At 58.5% G+C, this 18,935-nt stretch carries 21 protein-coding genes; 16 read left to right on the forward strand and 5 right to left on the reverse strand.

Annotated elements, in window-relative coordinates:
- Window positions 1-19: 19 nt before the first annotated feature.
- The 3 genes from FTW19_RS15525 to FTW19_RS15535 all read right to left on the reverse strand — a co-directional run bounded on the left by FTW19_RS15525 (window position 20) and on the right by FTW19_RS15535 (window position 2,043).
- On the reverse strand, window positions 20-658 hold the full coding sequence (locus FTW19_RS15525; RefSeq protein ID WP_147648474.1) for a hypothetical protein: 639 nt from the start codon (window positions 656-658) through the stop codon (window positions 20-22).
- Window positions 655-1,170, reverse strand: coding sequence for a crossover junction endodeoxyribonuclease RuvC (ruvC, locus tag FTW19_RS15530; protein ID WP_147648475.1), 516 nt, complete (start codon window positions 1,168-1,170; stop codon window positions 655-657). The genes FTW19_RS15525 and ruvC overlap by 4 nt, the downstream gene beginning before the upstream one ends.
- A 102-nt stretch (window positions 1,171-1,272) precedes the next feature.
- A complete protein-coding gene (locus FTW19_RS15535) occupies window positions 1,273-2,043 on the reverse strand; it encodes a thiazole synthase (protein ID WP_147648476.1) in 771 nt (256 codons plus the stop codon).
- 377 nt (window positions 2,044-2,420) lie between these two features.
- Here FTW19_RS15535 and FTW19_RS15540 point away from each other — a divergent pair, with 377 nt between their 5' ends.
- Window positions 2,421-2,648, forward strand: a complete 228-nt coding sequence (locus tag FTW19_RS15540; protein ID WP_147648477.1) for a DUF3185 domain-containing protein — start codon at window positions 2,421-2,423, stop codon at window positions 2,646-2,648.
- Here FTW19_RS15540 and FTW19_RS26460 read toward each other — a convergent pair.
- A complete protein-coding gene (locus FTW19_RS26460) occupies window positions 2,563-2,811 on the reverse strand; it encodes a hypothetical protein (RefSeq protein ID WP_432445160.1) in 249 nt (82 codons plus the stop codon). The genes FTW19_RS15540 and FTW19_RS26460 overlap by 86 nt on opposite strands.
- A gap of 198 nt (window positions 2,812-3,009) precedes the next feature.
- Between FTW19_RS26460 and FTW19_RS15550 the strand changes: the two genes are divergently transcribed.
- Window positions 3,010-3,234: a hypothetical protein gene (locus tag FTW19_RS15550; protein WP_147648478.1), complete on the forward strand. Its 225-nt coding sequence runs from the start codon at window positions 3,010-3,012 to the stop codon at window positions 3,232-3,234.
- A 342-nt stretch (window positions 3,235-3,576) separates the two neighbouring features.
- On the opposite strand, the gene FTW19_RS15560 is transcribed toward FTW19_RS15550, so the two are convergent.
- Window positions 3,577-3,966: a DUF3592 domain-containing protein gene (locus FTW19_RS15560; RefSeq protein WP_147648480.1), complete on the reverse strand. Its 390-nt coding sequence runs from the start codon at window positions 3,964-3,966 to the stop codon at window positions 3,577-3,579.
- A 78-nt stretch (window positions 3,967-4,044) separates the two neighbouring features.
- Between FTW19_RS15560 and FTW19_RS15565 the strand changes: the two genes are divergently transcribed.
- The 14 genes from FTW19_RS15565 to FTW19_RS15630 all read left to right on the forward strand — a co-directional run bounded on the left by FTW19_RS15565 (window position 4,045) and on the right by FTW19_RS15630 (window position 18,919).
- Window positions 4,045-4,980 (forward strand): prepilin peptidase, encoded by a 936-nt coding sequence (locus tag FTW19_RS15565; RefSeq protein WP_147648481.1) that lies wholly within the window; start codon window positions 4,045-4,047, stop codon window positions 4,978-4,980.
- 137 nt (window positions 4,981-5,117) lie between these two features.
- Entirely contained in the window at window positions 5,118-5,522 is a 405-nt protein-coding gene (locus FTW19_RS15570) for an NADH-quinone oxidoreductase subunit A (protein WP_147648482.1), read from the forward strand.
- Entirely contained in the window at window positions 5,522-6,004 is a 483-nt protein-coding gene (locus FTW19_RS15575) for an NADH-quinone oxidoreductase subunit C (protein ID WP_432445161.1), read from the forward strand. The genes FTW19_RS15570 and FTW19_RS15575 overlap by 1 nt, the downstream gene beginning before the upstream one ends.
- On the forward strand, window positions 6,004-7,257 hold the full coding sequence (gene nuoD, locus FTW19_RS15580) for an NADH dehydrogenase (quinone) subunit D (RefSeq protein ID WP_147648483.1): 1,254 nt from the start codon (window positions 6,004-6,006) through the stop codon (window positions 7,255-7,257). The genes FTW19_RS15575 and nuoD overlap by 1 nt, the downstream gene beginning before the upstream one ends.
- A gap of 9 nt (window positions 7,258-7,266) precedes the next feature.
- Window positions 7,267-7,566 carry a transcriptional regulator gene (locus FTW19_RS15585; RefSeq protein WP_147648484.1) on the forward strand — a complete coding sequence of 100 codons (300 nt, stop codon included), beginning with the start codon at window positions 7,267-7,269 and terminating at the stop codon, window positions 7,564-7,566.
- 142 nt (window positions 7,567-7,708) lie between these two features.
- Window positions 7,709-8,218, forward strand: coding sequence for a complex I 24 kDa subunit family protein (gene nuoE / locus FTW19_RS15590; RefSeq protein ID WP_147648485.1), 510 nt, complete (start codon window positions 7,709-7,711; stop codon window positions 8,216-8,218).
- A complete protein-coding gene (gene nuoF / locus FTW19_RS15595) occupies window positions 8,218-9,543 on the forward strand; it encodes an NADH-quinone oxidoreductase subunit NuoF (protein WP_147648486.1) in 1,326 nt (441 codons plus the stop codon). Before nuoE ends, nuoF begins: the two co-directional genes overlap by 1 nt.
- 12 nt (window positions 9,544-9,555) lie before the next feature.
- Window positions 9,556-11,955, forward strand: coding sequence for a molybdopterin-dependent oxidoreductase (locus FTW19_RS15600; RefSeq protein ID WP_147648487.1), 2,400 nt, complete (start codon window positions 9,556-9,558; stop codon window positions 11,953-11,955).
- Window positions 11,956-11,976: 21 nt separating this feature from the next.
- Entirely contained in the window at window positions 11,977-13,026 is a 1,050-nt protein-coding gene (gene nuoH / locus FTW19_RS15605; protein ID WP_147648488.1) for an NADH-quinone oxidoreductase subunit NuoH, read from the forward strand.
- A 68-nt stretch (window positions 13,027-13,094) separates the two neighbouring features.
- A complete protein-coding gene (locus FTW19_RS15610; protein WP_147648489.1) occupies window positions 13,095-13,601 on the forward strand; it encodes an NADH-quinone oxidoreductase subunit J family protein in 507 nt (168 codons plus the stop codon).
- The gene (nuoK, locus tag FTW19_RS15615) at window positions 13,601-13,903 is read left to right on the forward strand and encodes an NADH-quinone oxidoreductase subunit NuoK (RefSeq protein WP_147648490.1); all 303 of its coding nucleotides are present in this window, start codon (window positions 13,601-13,603) and stop codon (window positions 13,901-13,903) included. Before FTW19_RS15610 ends, nuoK begins: the two co-directional genes overlap by 1 nt.
- 11 nt (window positions 13,904-13,914) lie before the next feature.
- A complete protein-coding gene (gene nuoL, locus FTW19_RS15620; RefSeq protein ID WP_147648491.1) occupies window positions 13,915-15,876 on the forward strand; it encodes an NADH-quinone oxidoreductase subunit L in 1,962 nt (653 codons plus the stop codon).
- A complete protein-coding gene (locus FTW19_RS15625) occupies window positions 15,876-17,453 on the forward strand; it encodes a complex I subunit 4 family protein (protein ID WP_147648492.1) in 1,578 nt (525 codons plus the stop codon). Before nuoL ends, FTW19_RS15625 begins: the two co-directional genes overlap by 1 nt.
- Window positions 17,453-18,919: an NADH-quinone oxidoreductase subunit N gene (locus FTW19_RS15630; protein ID WP_147648493.1), complete on the forward strand. Its 1,467-nt coding sequence runs from the start codon at window positions 17,453-17,455 to the stop codon at window positions 18,917-18,919. The genes FTW19_RS15625 and FTW19_RS15630 overlap by 1 nt, the downstream gene beginning before the upstream one ends.
- The last annotated feature ends 16 nt before the right edge of the window (window positions 18,920-18,935 follow it).

An 18,935-nucleotide genomic window follows, 5' to 3' on the forward strand; every position in this document is an offset into this window, starting at 1 on the left:
GATCGTTCGCAGAAAAGAGCTACTTCCCGTTATTCAGCAGCGCCTCGGCTTTGGTGCGCACCCGATCCATCAACGACACATCCTCGATGATCTTCCGTAAGGTCGGCTCGATATTCTGGATCTCGAGCGCCCACCCGGTCTTTACCGAATTACCAAGAGAGGTTATCTCGGCATCCAGACCAAGACGATCGAAGCGGTGCAGATATGCAAGGCGTTGACCGGTCTCCATGGTGAGAGCGATTCCCTGGAAGATGGAAGTCACCTTCTGAATCTCTTTGTCGTCGGAGTAGTTGTAGCTGCAGCTTCCGGTGTCGGAAGATCCGGTCCAGGTAAGGGCCTTCTTGCCGGTCTGCGCCATATTTTTAAGGTGCGTCTCACACTGCACTTTGCGGAAACCGTCGGTAGCCTTCGCCTCCGCCCAGATATGCTCAAGATTCTGCGGGCTTACAGCGATCGGCGCTTCCGTATCGATACCCTGCTGGTTACGCGCGCGATAGACCCCTTTTCCGTCTTCTCCGAGAGTGATTTCGTAGTGGGTGGTCTGTACCTGCGGCCGATCAAACGTAAAGGTGACGGTCGGCGGCGTCGGTGATGCCAATGCTGCCGGAGAGACCTGGAACACAAAAGCAAGTAGGAAGAGCGTAGTAACGTGCGTCATCGTACTCCTGCCAGCGAGATCGCCGACTCTGTCTGCAAAGTATGAATATGAGTGATAGCGATTGCCAGCGCATCTGCGGCGTCGGCCGTCTCGAACTGGTTCTCAATCTCCAGAAGCCGCGCCACCATGAACTGTACCTGTTCTTTCTTGGCCAGGCCATAGCCAACTACCGAGCTTTTGATCTTCAGGGGGGCATATTCGGCAACCTGCAGGTTACAGGTAGCGGCAGCCAGCAGCGCCACACCTCGCACCTGCCCAAGCTTCAGGGCCGACTTCGCGTTTGCCGAGAAAAACACGTCTTCGATCGCTACAACATCCGGAGCGTAGGCGGTCAATAATCCAGCCAACTCCGTATAAACCTGATGAAGACGGACCGGCGTACGATCCTTTTTGTTCAGCTTGATCGAACCCGCGGCTACCGGAACCAGCCGAGGAGTGCGCGCCCTTTCATCGGCCTCAACGATTCCCCAGCCGGTGAACTCGGTGCCGCAGTCGATTCCGAAGACACGCATGGTGGCAGTCTACCTGCGGGAGATGCGCCGGCATAGTGCCAAACCGCGCTCCCTAAGAGTGTTCATCACGACTTCCGCAAAACTTCTCCTCGAGGCTTCCGCCTAGCGGGAGATCCCCTCCAGTGGAGAGCTGGCCGTGGCGTAAAGCTTCCTGGGCATACGTCCCGCCAAGTATGCCTGCCGGCCGGCGAGCACCGCGTGCTGCATCGCCTCCGCCATCAGAATGGGGTCGTTTGCCTGGGCGATCGCCGTATTCATCAGCACGGCGTCAAAGCCCATCTCCAAGGCGATCGCAGCGTCGGAAGCAGTGCCGACGCCGGCGTCCACGATTAGAGGAACTTCGGTGATCATCTCGCGCAGGATGCGCAGGTTCGCGACATTCTGAAGTCCAAGGCCAGAGCCGATCGGAGCGCCCAAAGGCATCACCGCAGCTGCGCCCGCGTCAATAAGTCTCTTCGCAAATACAATGTCATCAGAGGTATACGGGAGAACCGTAAAGCCCTCCTTGACGAGAACCTGAGTTGCTAACAGCGTTCCTTGTACATCCGGATAGAGGGTTCTCTGGTCTCCGATGACCTCGATTTTCACCCAGTCGGAGAGTCCTACTTCGCGGCCGAGACGGGCAGCGCGGATGGCCTCTTCGCCGGTGTAGCAACCGGCGGTATTGGGAAGCAGGAAGTAACGCTGCGGATCGATAAAGTCGAGCAGGCTCTCCTTGGACCGGTCGAGATTCACCCGGCGCACGGCCACCGTCACCATCTCGGCTCCCGAAGCCTCAATGGCACGCTGGGTCTCAGGGCCGTCTTTGTACTTCCCTGTACCAACAATGAGTCGCGACTGAAAGGCCTTTCCGGCGATAACAAGGGGTTCCATAGGGCTATTTTAGGACCTTTCGAAAGAAGCAGTGTGTCGCGATACCGTTTCGCATTTTCGGCTTAAACGCGCATGGCCTGCGGCGTGCCGGCAGGCCATGAATAGCGCGGTGAACTGTTGAGATTGACCTGAGGCGTACCCACCCATCGGGGGCCTCGGCAGGAGCTACGAGTCTTGCCAGGTCTAAGGCGGGTCGCCTTAAGCCTCAGTCACCTCACGTGCATTGATACAACTGTGTGAGTCACATTTCATAGGCTGGATCATCCTCCTTTCCCGTGTACTTCTAACGTAAGACCTTGCCCGCATAGAGTCAAATGCGTACATCCTGCCAAATCAAAACCTGCATCGGAGATTTTTGAACGAATGAAGGAGAAATAATGAAGGCAGCGACGATTGTAGGTATCCTCTTGATTCTGCTTGGCATTGTGGGCTTCGCCATGGGAGGGTTCAGCTTCAAAGAACACAAGAAAGACGTCGATCTGGGGCCGGTTCAGATTAGCCATGAAGAGAAACATGGCGTCACCATTCCGCCCGTCCTGAGCGGTATTGCGCTGATTGGAGGCATCGGTCTGGTTGTCGTCGGCGCCAGGAGCAGAGCAGCCTAGCTATTTCAAATACGAACGTAACAGGGTCCATCAGGTCTTCGGCTGGTTCCGGCAAGAGTAGTCCCTGCGCCTCTCCACCTTCGGAGAGGTGGTGGCGGATGTGGTCTTCCATCACCTCAGCCATCAGGCCATTGACACCGCCGCGAACCTCTGCCAGCAACATCAAAACGTCGGCACACTCCTCTTGGTTCGTTAGCGCGCTCTATTGCATCGAGCTGGCCACGCAGACGGCGAACGCGATTGAGCAATTTGATGGCTTCCCGATCCGTAGTCGACATTTAATGTGTTCTTTATACCCTACTAGGGTATCCTATACAGACCATCGAACTTGCACATCTCAGAGGAAAGGAGGAATGCTCCCATGACGCAAAAGACTCGCATGTTGTTACAGCCGAAGACTGCGCAGCTCCGAAAGCCGATCGTGCAGCGCTGGATTGAGACCGCCGATGAACGCTGCCCGCTGGCGGGAATGTGGACAGCGCTGACCGTCGATCAGCAGGAAACTACGGTCGAAGACGACTTGCCCTGGCGCATCCTCCCGATGACTCTTCGAGGATGCGCCATATCCCCTCCCTGTATCACTTAGCAAGCTGTAACCATCTCTCAGGAACGAAATTCATGCGCATGACTCTCTCGTTTTTGCTTGCGGGTGCTTTTGTGTGAGCTTCGCCCCGTGCCCAGAGCACGCAGGACGATACGTCCAGGACCCTGTCGTCGTCCGCTTGGATTTCTCTTAGGCGACGGAAATCTTACCTATGGGCGGGAGAACCTTCTGGAGACGTACTACCCTGGCGAGCGTGGCTCGTGGCCTATCGATGACGCTCGGCTTGCAATACATCACGAGTCCAGGCTACAACCGCGACCGTCCAGGCTACAACCGCGACCGCGGACCGGTCCTCGTGCCCAGCGTCAGGACGCACGTGGAATTTTAGAACTCTTGATTCTCATGTTCTCGGCGGCTCAGGTATAGCCCCAGGTAGGTCACGATAACTCCGAGGCCGGAAAAAAGCAGTGCCAAAAACCATCGCGGCGTTCCTGCCTCGATCTGAGCATTGGTGGGGTCATCCGGGCGATACGCGATCGCGACGGTCTGTCCCCGGCGCAGCCCGGGCAGTGCTTTCGCGGAGGTGATCTCGTACTGCCGGCTCTGTTTGGTGTTGAAGAGGAAACGGGGATGATCGTTTTCGACCGTCAGGATCACGGCCTGTGTATGCTCCGCGTGCAGCAGGAACCAGCCTTCCGCGAGTCCGAGCCCTACTCCGATCAGCGTAAGAATTGACCCCAGGGCCAAGGCGGTCACACGAAACAGACGTTGCATATGTCTTTCAGTGTATGGCGATCGCGCAGTGCATAAGCTTTCGCACGGGCCTCTGACGAGTCGACCTATACTGCGGGGGTGGAACTCTCGTCGCTGGTGCTGATCGGTTCGTTTGTATTAGGGCTGCTACTGGGTAGCTTTCTGAATGTATGTATCTCGCGGCTGCCATTGGGTGAATCGGTCATTGGCGGACGGTCCATGTGCCGAAGCTGCGGCAAGACAGTCCGCTGGTACGACAACATTCCACTGTTGAGCTGGGTCATTTTGCGGGCGCGATGCCGTGATTGCAAAGCGGCGATCTCCTGGCGGTATCCGGCGGTGGAACTTGCCACCGCGCTCTGGTTTCTCCGCTCCGGCTCGATCCTGTGGCGCGACTGGAACTTTACCTGCGACTTCTGCAACCAGTACCAGATCCAGACGAACCGCGTCATCCTGGACCTCGCCGTGCTGGCTGCCGGATATCTTTTGATTGGTCTGATGGTTATGGACTGGCAGACACACACGCTGCCGGACAGCTTCACCCTCACCGGAATCATCCTCGGCTTTGCCCTGACCTGCGTCCATGCTATGTACCTGGCGCCGGGTGAAGGAGAGCTTCATCTGCACCGCCAGGTGAAGCTGAATTCGGCGGGCGCCGGACGAAGCACAGGAGACCTGTTCATCACCGGACCGGAGGCGGTCGTCCTTGGCCGGGTAGTGGCTATCGCCGGCGCCATGCTGTTACTGCTGATCTTCCACTGGGCCTACAAAGCGCTGCGGAAACGCGAAGGCATGGGCATGGGTGACGTGAAGTTGCTGGGAATGATTGCCGCCTTTTTCGGCTGGTGGCCCGCAGTTCTGGCGCTTTTTATCGGAACAGTTACGGCGACCGTTTTTGCCGTCATTCAAATGGCACGGGGACGAGCCGACCGTCTGACCGAACTGCCCTATGGCAGTTTCCTTGCAATAGGAGGTCTGATCACGGCCATGGCAGGACCGATGCTGATCGAGTGGTACGCCGGCCTATTGCGATAGCGCACACTGCATTTGCGAATTCGGACGCACACGGTCTTAATTCAATCGTGTTGCATCTGGGTTACGGTATCGGCCCGTTTCCTTGACACTGGCTTCAAACGGAACTTAACCTTGAGGGGACAGCCGACAGACGAACGATGCAAATTCCTTATATTTGGAACTATCTTCCGCTGGCCCTTCAAATCCTTGCAGCCCTTGCACTTGCGGGCGGCATGGTGACGGCCAGCTACATCCTTGGGAAGCATCGCCGTACCAAGGTCAAGCTCTCAACCTATGAGTGCGGTATGGAGCCCGTCGGCGATGCGCGTGGCCGGTTCACCGTTCGGTTCTACATGGTGGCCATGCTGTTCATCCTGTTCGACGTGGAAGCGGTCTTCATGTTGCCCTGGGCCGTTATCTACAAACACCTTCCAACACTGACCGGTTCCCGCTTCTTCGGTTTCAACGAGATGCTGGTCTATATCGGCTTCGTCGCCGTGGGTCTGTTCTACGTCTGGAAGAAGGGCATCCTCGACTGGGCTGCCGATAAGGGAGACCTCTAGTGCCTGCAACAACCCTGGAAAAGGCGGAAGTCCTGGAGCAGATGGCGGCTAATCCAGCCGTTGCCGCGCTCTCTTCCCTGTTGATCGATGCCCGGTTCGCGTTGAACGAGCTGACGATCACGGTTCCGAAGGATCAGATCGTTGCTGCCGTCAAAGCGGTTCAGGCTGCCGGCTACAACTTTATGGAAGACGTGACCTGCGTGGACTGGTACCCCAGCGAACCTCGCTTCCACGTCACGTATCACATCCTTTCGCACTCGTTGAAAGAGCGTGTCCGTCTGATTGCGCCGGTGGGATCTGAAGATCTGTCGATTGATTCCATCACCGACGTCTGGCCCTCGGCTAACTTTTACGAGCGCGAGGTCTTTGATCTCTTCGGCGTACACTTTGGCGGACACCCGAACCTGCGCCGCATCATGATGCCGGATGACTGGAAGGGTCACCCGCTGCGTAAGGACTATCCGGTGGAGGGTTACCGCTAATGCCGACCTCAGTTGAAGACCTCATCAATCCGGGCGTTGACGACGTAATCGCCGACTCCAAGCTGCATGGCAACATCGATCCGGCACAGGACCAGACAATGGTCCTGAACATGGGTCCGCAGCACCCTTCCACTCACGGCGTACTGCGCGTGGTGCTGGAGGTTGACGGCGAGAGTGTTGTCGCCCTGGCGCCCGATATCGGCTATCTGCACACCGGCATCGAGAAGACCTGCGAGGCGAAGTTCTATCAGCAGGTTGTGCCGCTGACCGACCGCATCGACTACCTCTGCCCGATGACCAACAATCTGACCTACTGCCTGGCGGTTGAGAAGCTGCTGCAGTTGGAGATTCCGGAGCGGGCACAGTATCTGCGCGTGCTGCTGAATGAGCTGACCCGTCTGAACAGCCACCTGGTATGGCTGGGAACGCACGCCATGGATATCGGCGCGCTGACGGTCTTCCTCTACTGCTTCCGCGAGCGCGAAGAGATTCTGCGCATCTTCGAGATGGTGGCCGGTCAGCGCATGATGACCAGCTACTTCCGCATTGGCGGTCTCAGCATGGAACCGCCGATCGACTTCTACGATCGCGTGCGGAACTTCCTGAAGATCATGCCGGAGAAGATCGCCGAATACGAGAATCTGCTCACCGGGAATCCGATCTGGATGGGACGCCTGAAGAACGTCGGCCACCTCTCGGCGGCCGATGCCATCGCTCTTGGCGTAACCGGGCCGCCGCTGCGCGCCTCGGGTGTGGACTGGGATCTACGCCGCGACATGCCCTACTCGGGCTATGAGAAGTTCAAGTTCGAGGTTCCGGTCTCGCAGGTCGGCGACGTGTGGGCTCGTTATGAAGTCCGCATGAAGGAGATGTACGAGTCGGTGAAGATCGCCACCCAGGCCCTTGAGGGCTTGCCGGAGGGCCGCATCACCGCCGATGCCCCGAAGATCGTCCTTCCGGATCGCGAACAGATGAAGACCCAGATGGAGAGTCTGATCCATCACTTCAAGATCGTGACCGAAGGCTTTGCGGTGCCTGCAGGCCAGGTCTACCAGGGTGTTGAGTCGCCGCGTGGTGAGATGGGCTACTTTGTGGTGTCGGACGGAACGGCGAAGCCTTTCCGTGTGCATATGCGCAATCCTTCGTTCGCTACGCTGCAGGCGCTGGAGACGATGTGTAAGGGAAGACTTCTGGCCGATGTTGTCGCCGTGATTGGATCGATCGACATCGTGCTTGGAGAGATTGACAGGTAGGTGTACGCGATGGATGCGCGGCTCCATACCGAACTTTGGACCTCATGGGCGTCGTTGTTGCGCACCTATTGCGCCGCCCATGGGCTGAACAGCAAGCATCACGCCGTGGTTGAAGTCGGCCCGGAGGTGATTCTGGTGCGTGTCAATGATCGCTGGCTTCGCTTCACCGCCAGCGACATGGAACGCGACGATTGCGGCAAGCTTCACTTTGCTCTGCAGGAAGATGGCACAGTGCAGTACGCCGATGTAACGGAAGAGATGGACCACGCGGCAGAACGGCTTGCGCGGGAGATGTTCGCGGTATCCTAGGGTTTGCCCCGAAGTGGTAGAACCTCAAGCGGTTTTTCGCCGCTGACGTTAACGGCATGGCCAAAGCCCTGCCCTGACGATAAGACGTGACCGGCGGATAGCCGTGATCACAAAACTGAATTTCTGCTGGTTCCTGGAGTGTATGAGCGCTGTCACCAACACGATCTTTTCGCCTGAGCTGGCCGCCCGCTTTGACAAGCTGGTGACGCTGTATCCGGTCAAGCGTTCGGCGCTGATCCCCATGCTGTTGTACGCACAGGACGAGGTCGGCTACGTCTCCGACGCCGTCGTGCATGAGATCGCGCAGCGTCTGGATCTGTTCGAGCTGGACGTGCGCAATGTTCTCAGCTACTACTCCATGCTGCGCACCAAGCCGGCCGGCAAGTACAACGTACAGGTCTGTACCAACATCAGCTGCATGCTGCGTGGCGGGTACGAGATTCTGGATCACTGCAAGGCCAAACTGGGCATCGGCCACAAGGAAGTCACTCCCGACAAGCTCTTCTCTCTGGAAGAGGTGGAGTGCATCGGAGCCTGCTGCTGGGCTCCCGCCATGCAGGTGAACTATGACTTTCACGAGGACCTGACTCCCGCGAAGGTCGACCAGATTCTGGATGATTACGCTGCCGGTCGTGGAAAGGACGTGAAGTAATGCCTACCCTTGTCTCCCACCCGGATGAAGTAAAGATCATCTCCCGCCGTTTCGGCGCCGGCGCTGCCGACATCGATAAGTACCTGGAGATGGATGGCTATAAGGCGGTCCAGATGGCGATTGAAAAAGGCGCCGAATGGGTCATCAATGAGATGAAGGCCAGCGGACTTCGTGGCCGCGGCGGCGCGGGCTTCCCCACCGGCCTGAAGTGGAGCTTCGTACCGAAGCAGAGTGAGAAGCCCAAGTACGTTCTGGTAAACGGCGACGAGTCCGAACCCGGTACCTGCAAAGATCACGTCATCTTCCTGCACGATCCCCACTCCGTTATTGAAGGCACCATGATCGCGGGCCTCGCCATCGGCGCGAAGATGGGTTTCATCTATCTGCGCGGCGAGTACCGCTACCTGTTGAAGGTCGTGGAGAAGGCTGTCGCCGATGCCTACGCCAAGGGCTTCCTCGGTAAGAACATCTTCGGCAAGGAAGGCGTGGACTTCGATATCGTCACGCAGACCGGCGCGGGCGCCTATGAAGTGGGCGAAGAGTCGGCCCTGATGGAATCGCTCGAAGGCAAGCGCGGCGTACCGCGCATCAAGCCTCCGTTCCCTGCTGTCGTGGGTCTCTACGGCGGACCGACCGTCATCAACAACGCTGAGACCATCGCCAGCGCGCCTCACATCCTGCTGATGGGCGGCGAGCCCTACGCAAAGGTTGGCTCTGAGCGGAATGGTGGAACGCGTCTTTTCGGTATCAGCGGCCACGTCGAGCGTCCTGGCGTTTACGAACTGCCGATGGGCTACAACTTGAAAAAGGCTATCTACGAGGTTGCGGGTGGCGTCAAGGGTGGACGCAAGCTGAAGGCCGTGGTTCCTGGCGGTTCGAGCTGCCCGGTGTTAAAGGCGGATGAGCTCGATGTCGGTCTTGACTTTGACCAGATGGGCAAAGCCGGCACCATGCTTGGCTCGGGCGGCATTGTTGTTCTGGACGAGACGGTTTCGATGGTTGAGTTCGCGCTCCGGACCATCAAGTTCTACCAGCACGAGAGCTGCGGCTGGTGCATCCCCTGCCGTGAAGGTACGGACTGGCTGAAGAAGACGCTGACGCGCTTCTACAACGGCTACGGCAACAAGAAGGACATCGCAAATATTCAGTATCTGGCAGAGAACATGATGGGCCGCACCTTCTGCCCGCTGGGCGATGCGGCCGCCATGCCAACGCTTGGATTCATCAAGAAGTTCCGCGAAGAGTTTGAAGAGTATCTCGAGGGTCATCGCACCGAGAAGGCCCTTATCACCACCGAAGAACTGATCGGCGCAGCGCACCACTAGAGGACTGAAGGAATGCCAGACGTAAATTTCATTGTCGACGGCAAACAGCTCACCGCTCCGGCGGGAACGCTGCTGATCGATGCCTGCAAGGCTGCAGGCATCGAGATTCCTGCCTTCTGCTACTACCCGGGTCTCTCGCTGCAGGCGGCCTGCCGCATGTGCGTGGTTCGCGTTGAGAAGATGCCGAAGCTGCAGACGGCGTGCACCACACCCGTAGCCGAGGGCATGGTAGTGCAGACCGAAACACCTGAGATCGCTCAGGCCCGCAAGGCGACCATCCAGCTCCTGCTTGGCAATCACCCGCTCGATTGCCCGGTATGTGATGCCGGCGGCGAGTGCGAACTGCAGGACATGACCTTCAAGTACGGTGCGGCCGATAGCTTCTATACCGAGCCGAAGAACCACCGCGAAGAGCAGAAGTGGTCGCCTGCCGTGTACTTCGACCGCCCACGCTGCATCCTCTGCTATCGCTGCGTACGTATGTGCGGCGAGGGTATGGATGTCTTCGCTCTGGGTATCCAGAACCGCGGCTCCTCTGCCGTGATCGCTCCGAATATCCCCGCAAGCGAATCCGCTACCGGCATGCAGCAACTCGACTGCGAAGAGTGCGGCATGTGTATCGATGCCTGCCCGGTCGGCGCACTGACTTCGGACTCGTATCGCTATAAGACCCGCCCGTGGGAGATGAATCACGTCGGCACCGTCTGCACGCACTGCGGCGACGGCTGCAAGACAACGCTCGGTGTTCGTCGCTCGTCGGATGGTATGGAGATCGTTCGCGGCGATAACCGTGACCGCTCCGGCATCAACAACGACTTCCTCTGCGCCAAGGGCCGCTTCGCCTTCGACTTCGCCAATCACGAAGAGCGTCTGACACAGCCGCTGGTTCGCCAGGCAGACGGCAAGCTGAAGCCCGTCTCATGGGAAGAAGCACTGACGGTTGTCGGCAAGAAGTTCAAGGAAGTACGCGACAGCAAGGGCGGCCATTCGCTCGGTGTCATCGGATCGAACCGCATCACCAACGAAGAGGCATACCTGCTGCAGAAGTTCGCTCGCAGTGTGCTCGGCACCGCCAATATCGATCATCACCGCACCGCCGACTACACCACCTTCGCCCGCGCTCTGAGCAGCACGAGTGGCAAGACGGCGTCGCAGCGTGACACCACCACGGCCAAGGCTGTACTTCTGATCGGCGGCGATCCCACCAACCAGAATCCGCTGACGGCTTGGAATCTGCGTACCGATGTTCGCCTGAACAAGGCTCGCATCTACGTTGCGAATCACGCTCCGATCAAGCTTCGCCGTCAGGCCAAGGCCTTCCTGCAGGTAACCGATCTCGGCTACGGCTCCTTGGCTGCTTATCTGAATGGCGACGACGCGGCGGCACAGGCAGCAGTGGCCGACGTCAACGCGCTTGCAGCCTTCCGCGATGCCGTGAAGGGCGAAGAGAACCTCCTGGTCCTGATCGGCAACGAGCTACGCGGTACCGATCTCGAGAAGCTGGTACAGTTTGCTCTCTCGCTGCCAAACGCGAAGGTTGCTCTGCTGTCCGATTACGTCAACTCGCGCGGCGCCGCCGACATGGGCCTGCTGCCTGACCTTCTACCGGGTTACATCCCGTGGATGCAGCCGAAGGAGTTTGCCGCCGAATACGGCGATCACTTCCCGGCAGCCAAGGGCCTGGACCTGCTGCAGCAGTTCGATGCGGCAGCGACCGGTGAGCTCGGAGCTCTCTACGTCGTTGGAGCGAACCCTGTCGCCCGCTACTCCGTCGATCCGGCAACGTTGAAGAACACCTTCCTGGTGGTCCAGGATATGTACCTGACCGAGACAGCCGTTCTTGCCGATGTGGTTCTGCCGGCGGCAAACCTTTATGAGAAGTCGGGCTCGGTGACCAACAGCTACGGTGACCTGCAGCTCGTCCGCAAAGCCGCGGACAAGGCCGGCGTTCGTTCGGACTTCGAGATCATCGTGCGCATCGCCGACAAGATGGATCACAAGGTTCAATCGTTGGTTCCCTTCGGCAACGGCCTGCGCGCCGACTTCGGACAGACCCGCGGAGCCCAGTCGGGTGAGGCGGATCGTCATGCAGTCTGGCTCTCGGCTAACAATATGGAGCCGAAGCTCTCGCCGTTCGATCCTTTCGCCATCCTGGACGAGATTCACCGTCTGGTGCCGGGTTACGGCGGCCTGCTTCGCCTGCAGTTGCTCAGCGGCAATGATCAGCATGTCGAGCCGATCGTCAACAAGAATGAGCTGATTCAGATCGATGGCGATGCCAATCGCCGTGACCTGGTGCTGCCGGCCAATGACACTCTGTTTACCTCCGGCACGCTTGGCCGTTACTCGGAGAAACTCATCCAGCTTCACGGCAAGTACAGCCAGGAAGCTACACCCACGGCTGCGGACTAAGAGAGACGAAACCAAGTGCACTTGTCAGACTTTCAACTCTTCGTACTAATCACGATCATCAAGATCGCCGTGGTGCTGGTGATCACGCTGACGGCAGTGGCCTATACCGTGCTGCTGGAACGCAAGGTGATCGGCCGCATTCAGAATCGCTGGGGACCCTCGCGCGTAGGCCCGTTCGGCCTGCTGCAGCCGCTGGCTGACGGTATCAAGCTCTTCCTGAAAGAAGACCTGATGCCGATGTCGGTGGAGCGTCCGCTTTTCGTCGCCGCACCCGTCATCGCACTGGCCTGCGCTCTGGTCTCGGTTGCCGTGGTTCCCTTCGGTCAAACCTTCAAGATCCAGGGCGTCGATATCTTCCAGGTATCGAACGTCAACATCGGCCTGCTGGTGATCCTGGGCATCACCTCGATCGGCGTCTACGGCATTGCACTGTCGGGTTGGTCTTCGAACAACAAGTACTCGCTGATGGGTTCGCTGCGCGCTACGTCCCAGGTCATCAGCTACGAACTGGCTCTAGGCTTGTCTCTGGTAGGTGTGGTGCTGCGTGCGGGATCGCTGAATCTGCGCGACATCGTCAACTCACAGGTTGGTCACGGCTTCCTGTCGTGGAACTTTTTCGGCGGTCTGCAGTTTGTCGGCTTCTTCATCTACATCATGGCCGCATACGCTGAGACCAACCGCGCTCCGTTCGATCTTCCTGAAGCCGAGTCTGAGCTGGTCGCCGGCTATCACACCGAGTATTCGTCGATGAAGTTCGCAATGTTCTTCATGGCCGAATACGCCAACATGCTGACCGTCTCCTGCGTTGCGACGCTGCTCTTCTTCGGCGGCGCATCGAGCCCGTTTGAAGGCTGGCTGCCGGCCTTCGGTCCGGTCTGGCTGCAGTCTATCCTGCCGATCTTCTGGTTTGTCGCAAAGGTATTCAGTTTCCTGTTCCTGTACATCTGGGTGCGTGCTACGCTGCCGCGCTTCCGTTACGACCAGCTGATGAGCTTCGGCTGGAAGTTTCTGCTGCCTCTGGCGATGGCGAACATTCTGGCCACCAGCCTGATCATGGCGCTGAGAAGTTAGGTTGATCTCCGCGGTTGGTATGAGCCGGTAACCCGCGCGGCTCGGTGAATGAGTTAGTCGATACGATCATGCATCTTGCACTCTTCTTTATCTTCGGCGGACTAGCGGTACTATTCGCGCTGAACCTTCTGCTGCAGCGTCACCCGATCAATTCGGCGCTGTCGCTGGTGGTGGTGATGATGTCGCTGGCGGTGCTGTACTGGTCGCTGGGAGCGGAATTCCTGGCCGCGGCGCAGATCATCGTCTACTCCGGCGCGGTAATGGTGCTGTTTGTCTTTGTCATCATGCTTCTTAACGCCGGGGAAGAAGAGCACACGCGAGGCTCGAAGATTGCCGCTATAGCCGGCCTTCCCGGAGCGGCCGCCATCTTCTGCCTGCTGAGCTTTGTCTTCCTGAGTGAAGGCCATAAGCTTGGCCTCTCGCACCTGGGCGGCTCGCTGGACGAAGCAACCTCCAATATCTCTCAGATCAGTTCGCTTCTCTTTACCGACCTTCTGCTTCCCTTCGAAGTGACGTCGATTCTGATTCTGGTGGCGATTCTCGGCGCAGTTGTGCTCGCAAAGAAGGAGCGGTAATGGTACCGATCAGTTACTATCTCGTGCTTGCGGCCATCCTGTTCTCACTAGGCATTGCCGCTTACCTGGTAAAGCGCAATGTCATCACGATCTTTATCTCGATTGAGCTGATGCTCAATGCGGTCAACCTGACCTTTATCGCGTTTGCGCATCAGTGGAACAAGCTGAACGGTCAGATCTTTGTCTTCTTCGTGATGGTAGTCGCCGCGGCTGAAGCTGCGGTGGGCCTGGCCATTATCATCGCCCTCTTCCGGTCGCGGCAGACGCTGAACGTCGACCAGGTCAACCTACTGAAAGGCTAACGGACCAGACCATGGAATTTAGCTATCTCTGGTGGATCCCGCTACTGCCCTTCGCCGGCTTCCTAATCAATGGCCTGGTGGGCCGGAAGTTTCCGCGCACTGTCGTAGCGGCGATTGCCCTGCTGTTTACTGCCGTCCCCTTTGCCCTGGTACTGAAGCTGGCCTCGACAATGTTTGCCAGAGGTGGACCGGAGCAGATCTCGCTGGTCGGTGCTCCCTGGATCTCGGTCTCGGGCTTCACGGTCAACTTCGCCTTCAACGTCGATCACCTCACACTGCTGATGCTGCTGATCGTCACAGGCGTAGGCTTCCTGATTCACCTCTACGCCACCAGCTACATGGCGCATGAGGAAGGCTACTGGCGTTTCTTTGCCTACCTGAACCTCTTCATGTTCTTCATGCTGGTTCTGGTACTGGCAGCCAACTTCCTTCTGCTCTTCGTCGGATGGGAAGGCGTAGGTCTGGCTTCGTACTTGCTGATCGGCTTCTACTTCAAGAAGGACTCGGCAGCAAACGCAGGCAAGAAGGCGTTCATCGTCAATCGCATCGGCGATTTCGGCTTCCTGCTGGCGATGTTTCTGATCATTGCCCAGTTCCACACGCTGAACTTCACCGAAGTCTTCGGACAGATTGCGGCGCATCCGGAGTGGCAGGGCGGCATGATGACGGCTATCGCTCTGCTGCTGGTACTGGGCGCTACCGGTAAGTCGGCGCAGATTCCGCTGTATGTCTGGCTGCCGGACGCCATGGAAGGCCCGACGCCGGTCTCAGCGCTGATCCACGCTGCAACGATGGTGACCGCCGGTATCTACATGGTGGCCCGGTCGAACGTACTCTTTGCTCACTCGCCCACAGCCCTCTCTGTCGTCGCAGTGATCGGTGCTCTTACCGCGATCTTCGCGGCCTCGATCGGCCTGGTGCAGAACGATATCAAGCGTGTCCTGGCCTACTCAACGGTCTCGCAGCTCGGCTACATGTTCCTGGCCTGCGGCGTTGCAGCCTATACCGGCGCTATCTTCCACCTGATGACTCACGCCTTCTTCAAAGCTCTGCTGTTCCTCGCTGCCGGCTCGGTGATTCACGCCATCGGTGGAGAGCAGGATATGCGCGCCATGGGCGGCCTGCGGAAGAAGATTCCCGTCACCTTCTGGACCATGACGGTTGGTGTCTTCGCGATCGCTGGATTCCCCGGACTCGCCGGATTCTTCTCGAAGGACGAAATCCTGTACCAGACCTTTGCATCAGGGAATAAGGTTCTTTGGGTGATTGGCCTGATCACCGCCGGTATGACCTCGTTTTACATGTTTCGCCTGTGGTTCAAAACCTTCTTCGGTGAGTTCCATGAACCGGCGCAGGATGCCCACCATGGTGATGATCATGGTCATGCACACGGAGTGCATGAGTCTCCGGCGATCATGACGATTCCGCTGGCGATTCTGGCTGTACTTTCCATCATCGGTGGATGGGTTGGTATTCCCGCGGCGATGAAGGGGAGTATGGAGATCGAGCACTTCCTCTCACCAGTCTTTGGTGAACCAGCCGCAGCTCCAGTAGCGAATCATGGGCTCGAACTAGGACTTGCCTCACTCTCAGTTCTGGCTTTTGCAATCGGCTTGGGACTTGCCTACATCTTCTACTACAAGAAGCCTGGCACCCTGGGCGCCTTCGCTGAGAAGAACCGCACCCTCTACAACGTTCTCGCCAACAAGTTCTACATCGACGAGATCTACAACGGCCTGATTGTTATTCCGACTCTCGTGTTTACCCGACTGTTCCTTGCAGGATTCATCGATAAGGGTGTCGTGGACGGCACGGGAGCGACCCTCGGTCTTACCGCCAGGGGCGGCGGCTACCTGGCACGTAAGATCCAGTCGGGCAACATTCGTTCCTATGCAGGCTGGCTGGCCTTAGGCGCCGCCGTTCTGCTGATCGCCATGACCTTCGGTCTCAAAGCCTTTGGAGCAACGCACTAATGACCATAGACAGCTCCATCCTTTCGCTGATCGTCTTCTTCCCTACCGTTGGGGCGATTCTGCTTGCGCTGCTGCCGGCCAATCCCACGTTGCAGAAGTGGGGAGCACTGGTGGTCACGCTGCTGACCTTCCTGTTCACGCTGCATCTGCCGGCACACTATCAGTACGGCCTCGCCGGCTATCAGTTTGAAGTGAACGTTCCGTGGATTGCCTCGCCGGCGATCCGCTATCACCTGGGCGTCGACGGCCTGTCCATGTGGCTGGTGGTGCTTTCCGGCTTCCTGGCTCCGCTGGGTGTTCTGATCAGCTGGCGCGCTATCGACCGGCGCGAGAAGCTCTTCTACACGCTCTTCCTGCTGCAGCAGACGGCAATGATCGGTGTCTTCGTCGCACTCGATCTCTTCCTCTACTATGGCTTCTGGGAGTGGTCGCTGGTTCCGATGACGATTCTCATCGCCACCTTCGGACGCACGGATAAGCGCGCGAAGGCTGCCCTGAAGTACTTCCTCTACGCCTTCATTCCTTCGGCGATTCTGCTGGTCGGTATGCTGTGGGTCTATGCGCAGACCGGCACCTTCGATCTGCCTATGCTGCAGCAGATGGCCGCGTCGCACAGCATTTCCTCGAACCAGTCGGCTCTGTGGCTGGCCTCGCTGGCCTTCCTGGTTGCCTTCGCCGTCAAGGTTCCGGTCTTCCCGCTGCACGGATGGCTTTCGGACGCGATCTTCGAAGCTCCAACCGCAGCCGTGATGGTGCTGGCCGGTAAGCTCGGTCTCTACTCGATCCTGCGCTTCAGCTTTGGCATCTTCCCGGAGCAGTCGCGTCAGATCGCGCCGCTGATGATCGCACTGGGCGCAATCGGTATCGCCTACGGCGCTCTGGTCGCTCTCGTCCAGAATGACCTGAAGCGGCTGGCAGCTTATTCAACCCTAGGCCACCTGAGCTTCATTACCCTGGGCATCTTCAGCTTCACGGTTGCCGGTATCGATGGTGGCGTCTACCAGATCATCAACCACGGAATCTCCGGCGGCGCGCTCTTCATGCTGCTGGGTGCGCTGTATGAGCGCTACGGCACCTACGATATGCGCGAGCTCGGCGGTGTGGCACAGAAGCTGCCGTGGATGGTGACACTGTTTGTCATCACCGCGCTCTCAAATATTGGCCTGCCCGGCCTGAATGGTTTCGTGGGTGAGTTCCTGACACTGTCAGGCTCGCTGCAGACCATCTATATCGCTCACCCCATGGTCTGGACCACGATTGCCACCACCGGCGTGATCTTCGGTGCGGGCTATATGCTCTGGGCCATTCAGCGAGTCTTCTACGGTGGCATGGGACGTCGTCCGGATGAAGTCTCAGGATGGGATCTGGATGCGCGTGAACAGATCGCTCTCTGGCCGATGGCCATTCTCTTCGTGGTGATGGGTGTTGCCTCGCCGTACTGGATGCGGGCAATCGATAGCTTCGGCGCGAGCACTACAAATCGACCGGCCGTCGTGGATCTACGAGTTGTCGATCCACACTCCTCCATAGATCTCCCGGGAACTCCGGTAAGCAGCACCCAGGGAGGTGCGCACTAATGTCTTCTGCCCTGCTTTCGATCCTCCCCGAAGTGGTTCTGACCGTAACCGGCGTGTTGATCATGCTGGCCGATCCCTTCTTCGCGCCAACGGCGTCCAAGAAGGCTCTTGGCTGGCTGGCGGTGCTGGGAACGCTGGGAGCCGCCGGTGCGACACTGCTGCAACTGCGTACTCACCAGACTCTGGTCACCTTCTCCGGGTCGATCCAGATGGATACCTTCTCCGTCTTCTTCCATCTGCTGATTGCGTCGATCGTTCTGCTGACACTTCTTGTCTCACTCGACTACTTCAAACCGGGAGTTACCTCGCACTCAGGCGAGTACTTTGCGCTCGTGCTCTTCGGCTCCGTTGGCATGATGCTGATGACCTGCTCGGTTGAGCTGCTGATGGTCTTCATCGGCCTCGAGATCTCGTCGATCTCCACCTACATCCTTGCTGGCTATCGTAAGGGACAGGCCACCGCCTCCGAGTCCTCGCTCAAGTACTTCCTTCTGGGATCCTTTGCGACAGCCTTCTTCCTGTATGGCATCGCCCTCGCCTTCGGCGCGACCGGTACGACTTCGCTGACCGGTATCGCTTCTGGGCTCAGCATCACCGCTTTCCCGGCGATGGCCTTCCTGGCCCTGGCCATGATGCTGGTCGGCCTGGGCTTCAAGGTCTCGGCTGCCCCCTTCCACGTGTGGACTCCGGATGTCTACCAGGGCGCACCTGCTCCGGTCGTCGGACTGATGTCGACTGCCCCAAAAGCAGCTGTCTTCGCAGTACTCCTGCGTGTCACCGCCACGACCTACAGCTCTGAGCTACTGCATGCCCGCTGGGTACTGCTTATCGGCATCATCGCTGTGCTTTCGATGACCATCGGCAATCTCGGCGCTCTGCTGCAGAAGGACGCCAAGCGCATGCTGGCTTACTCATCGATCGCGCACGCCGGTTACCTGATGGTGGCTTATACGGCGCTGCCGGCAGATAGCATCGCTGCGGCCGCGTTCTACACCGCAGGCTATGCGGCAATGAATGTCGGAGCCTTCGCCGTCATCAGCCAGCTTGGCGGCTATGACGAGCCTCTCCGGACCATCGACGACTACCGCGGCCTGGCGCAGAAGCATCCGGTGCTGGCTGCAGCTCTTGCGTTCTTCCTGCTCTCGCTGGTCGGCATTCCCTTCACCGGCGGCTTCTTCGGCAAGTTCTACGTCTTCAACGCCGCCATCGGCGCCGGACACGTATGGCTGGCCATACTTGGCCTGCTGAATTCGGGCATCGCCTGCTTCTACTACCTCCGGCTGCTGACGGCCCTGTACAGCCGCAGGCTCGGTGAGGAGGCCGGCGAGTTCGAGGGCAGCTCTCCGGCAGCCGCTATCGCTATCGCCGGCGCGGTGCTCGCGACGCTGCTCCTGGGCGTCCTGCCCGGCAAGGTTCTGGGACTGGCACAGCGCGGAGCGACGGTGCAAGTATCGCGCAACCACTAAGACTCTTCGAAAGAAC

Origin of the sequence: Terriglobus albidus, assembly GCF_008000815.1 — a bacterium.
Taxonomy (GTDB): domain Bacteria; phylum Acidobacteriota; class Terriglobia; order Terriglobales; family Acidobacteriaceae; genus Terriglobus; species Terriglobus albidus_A.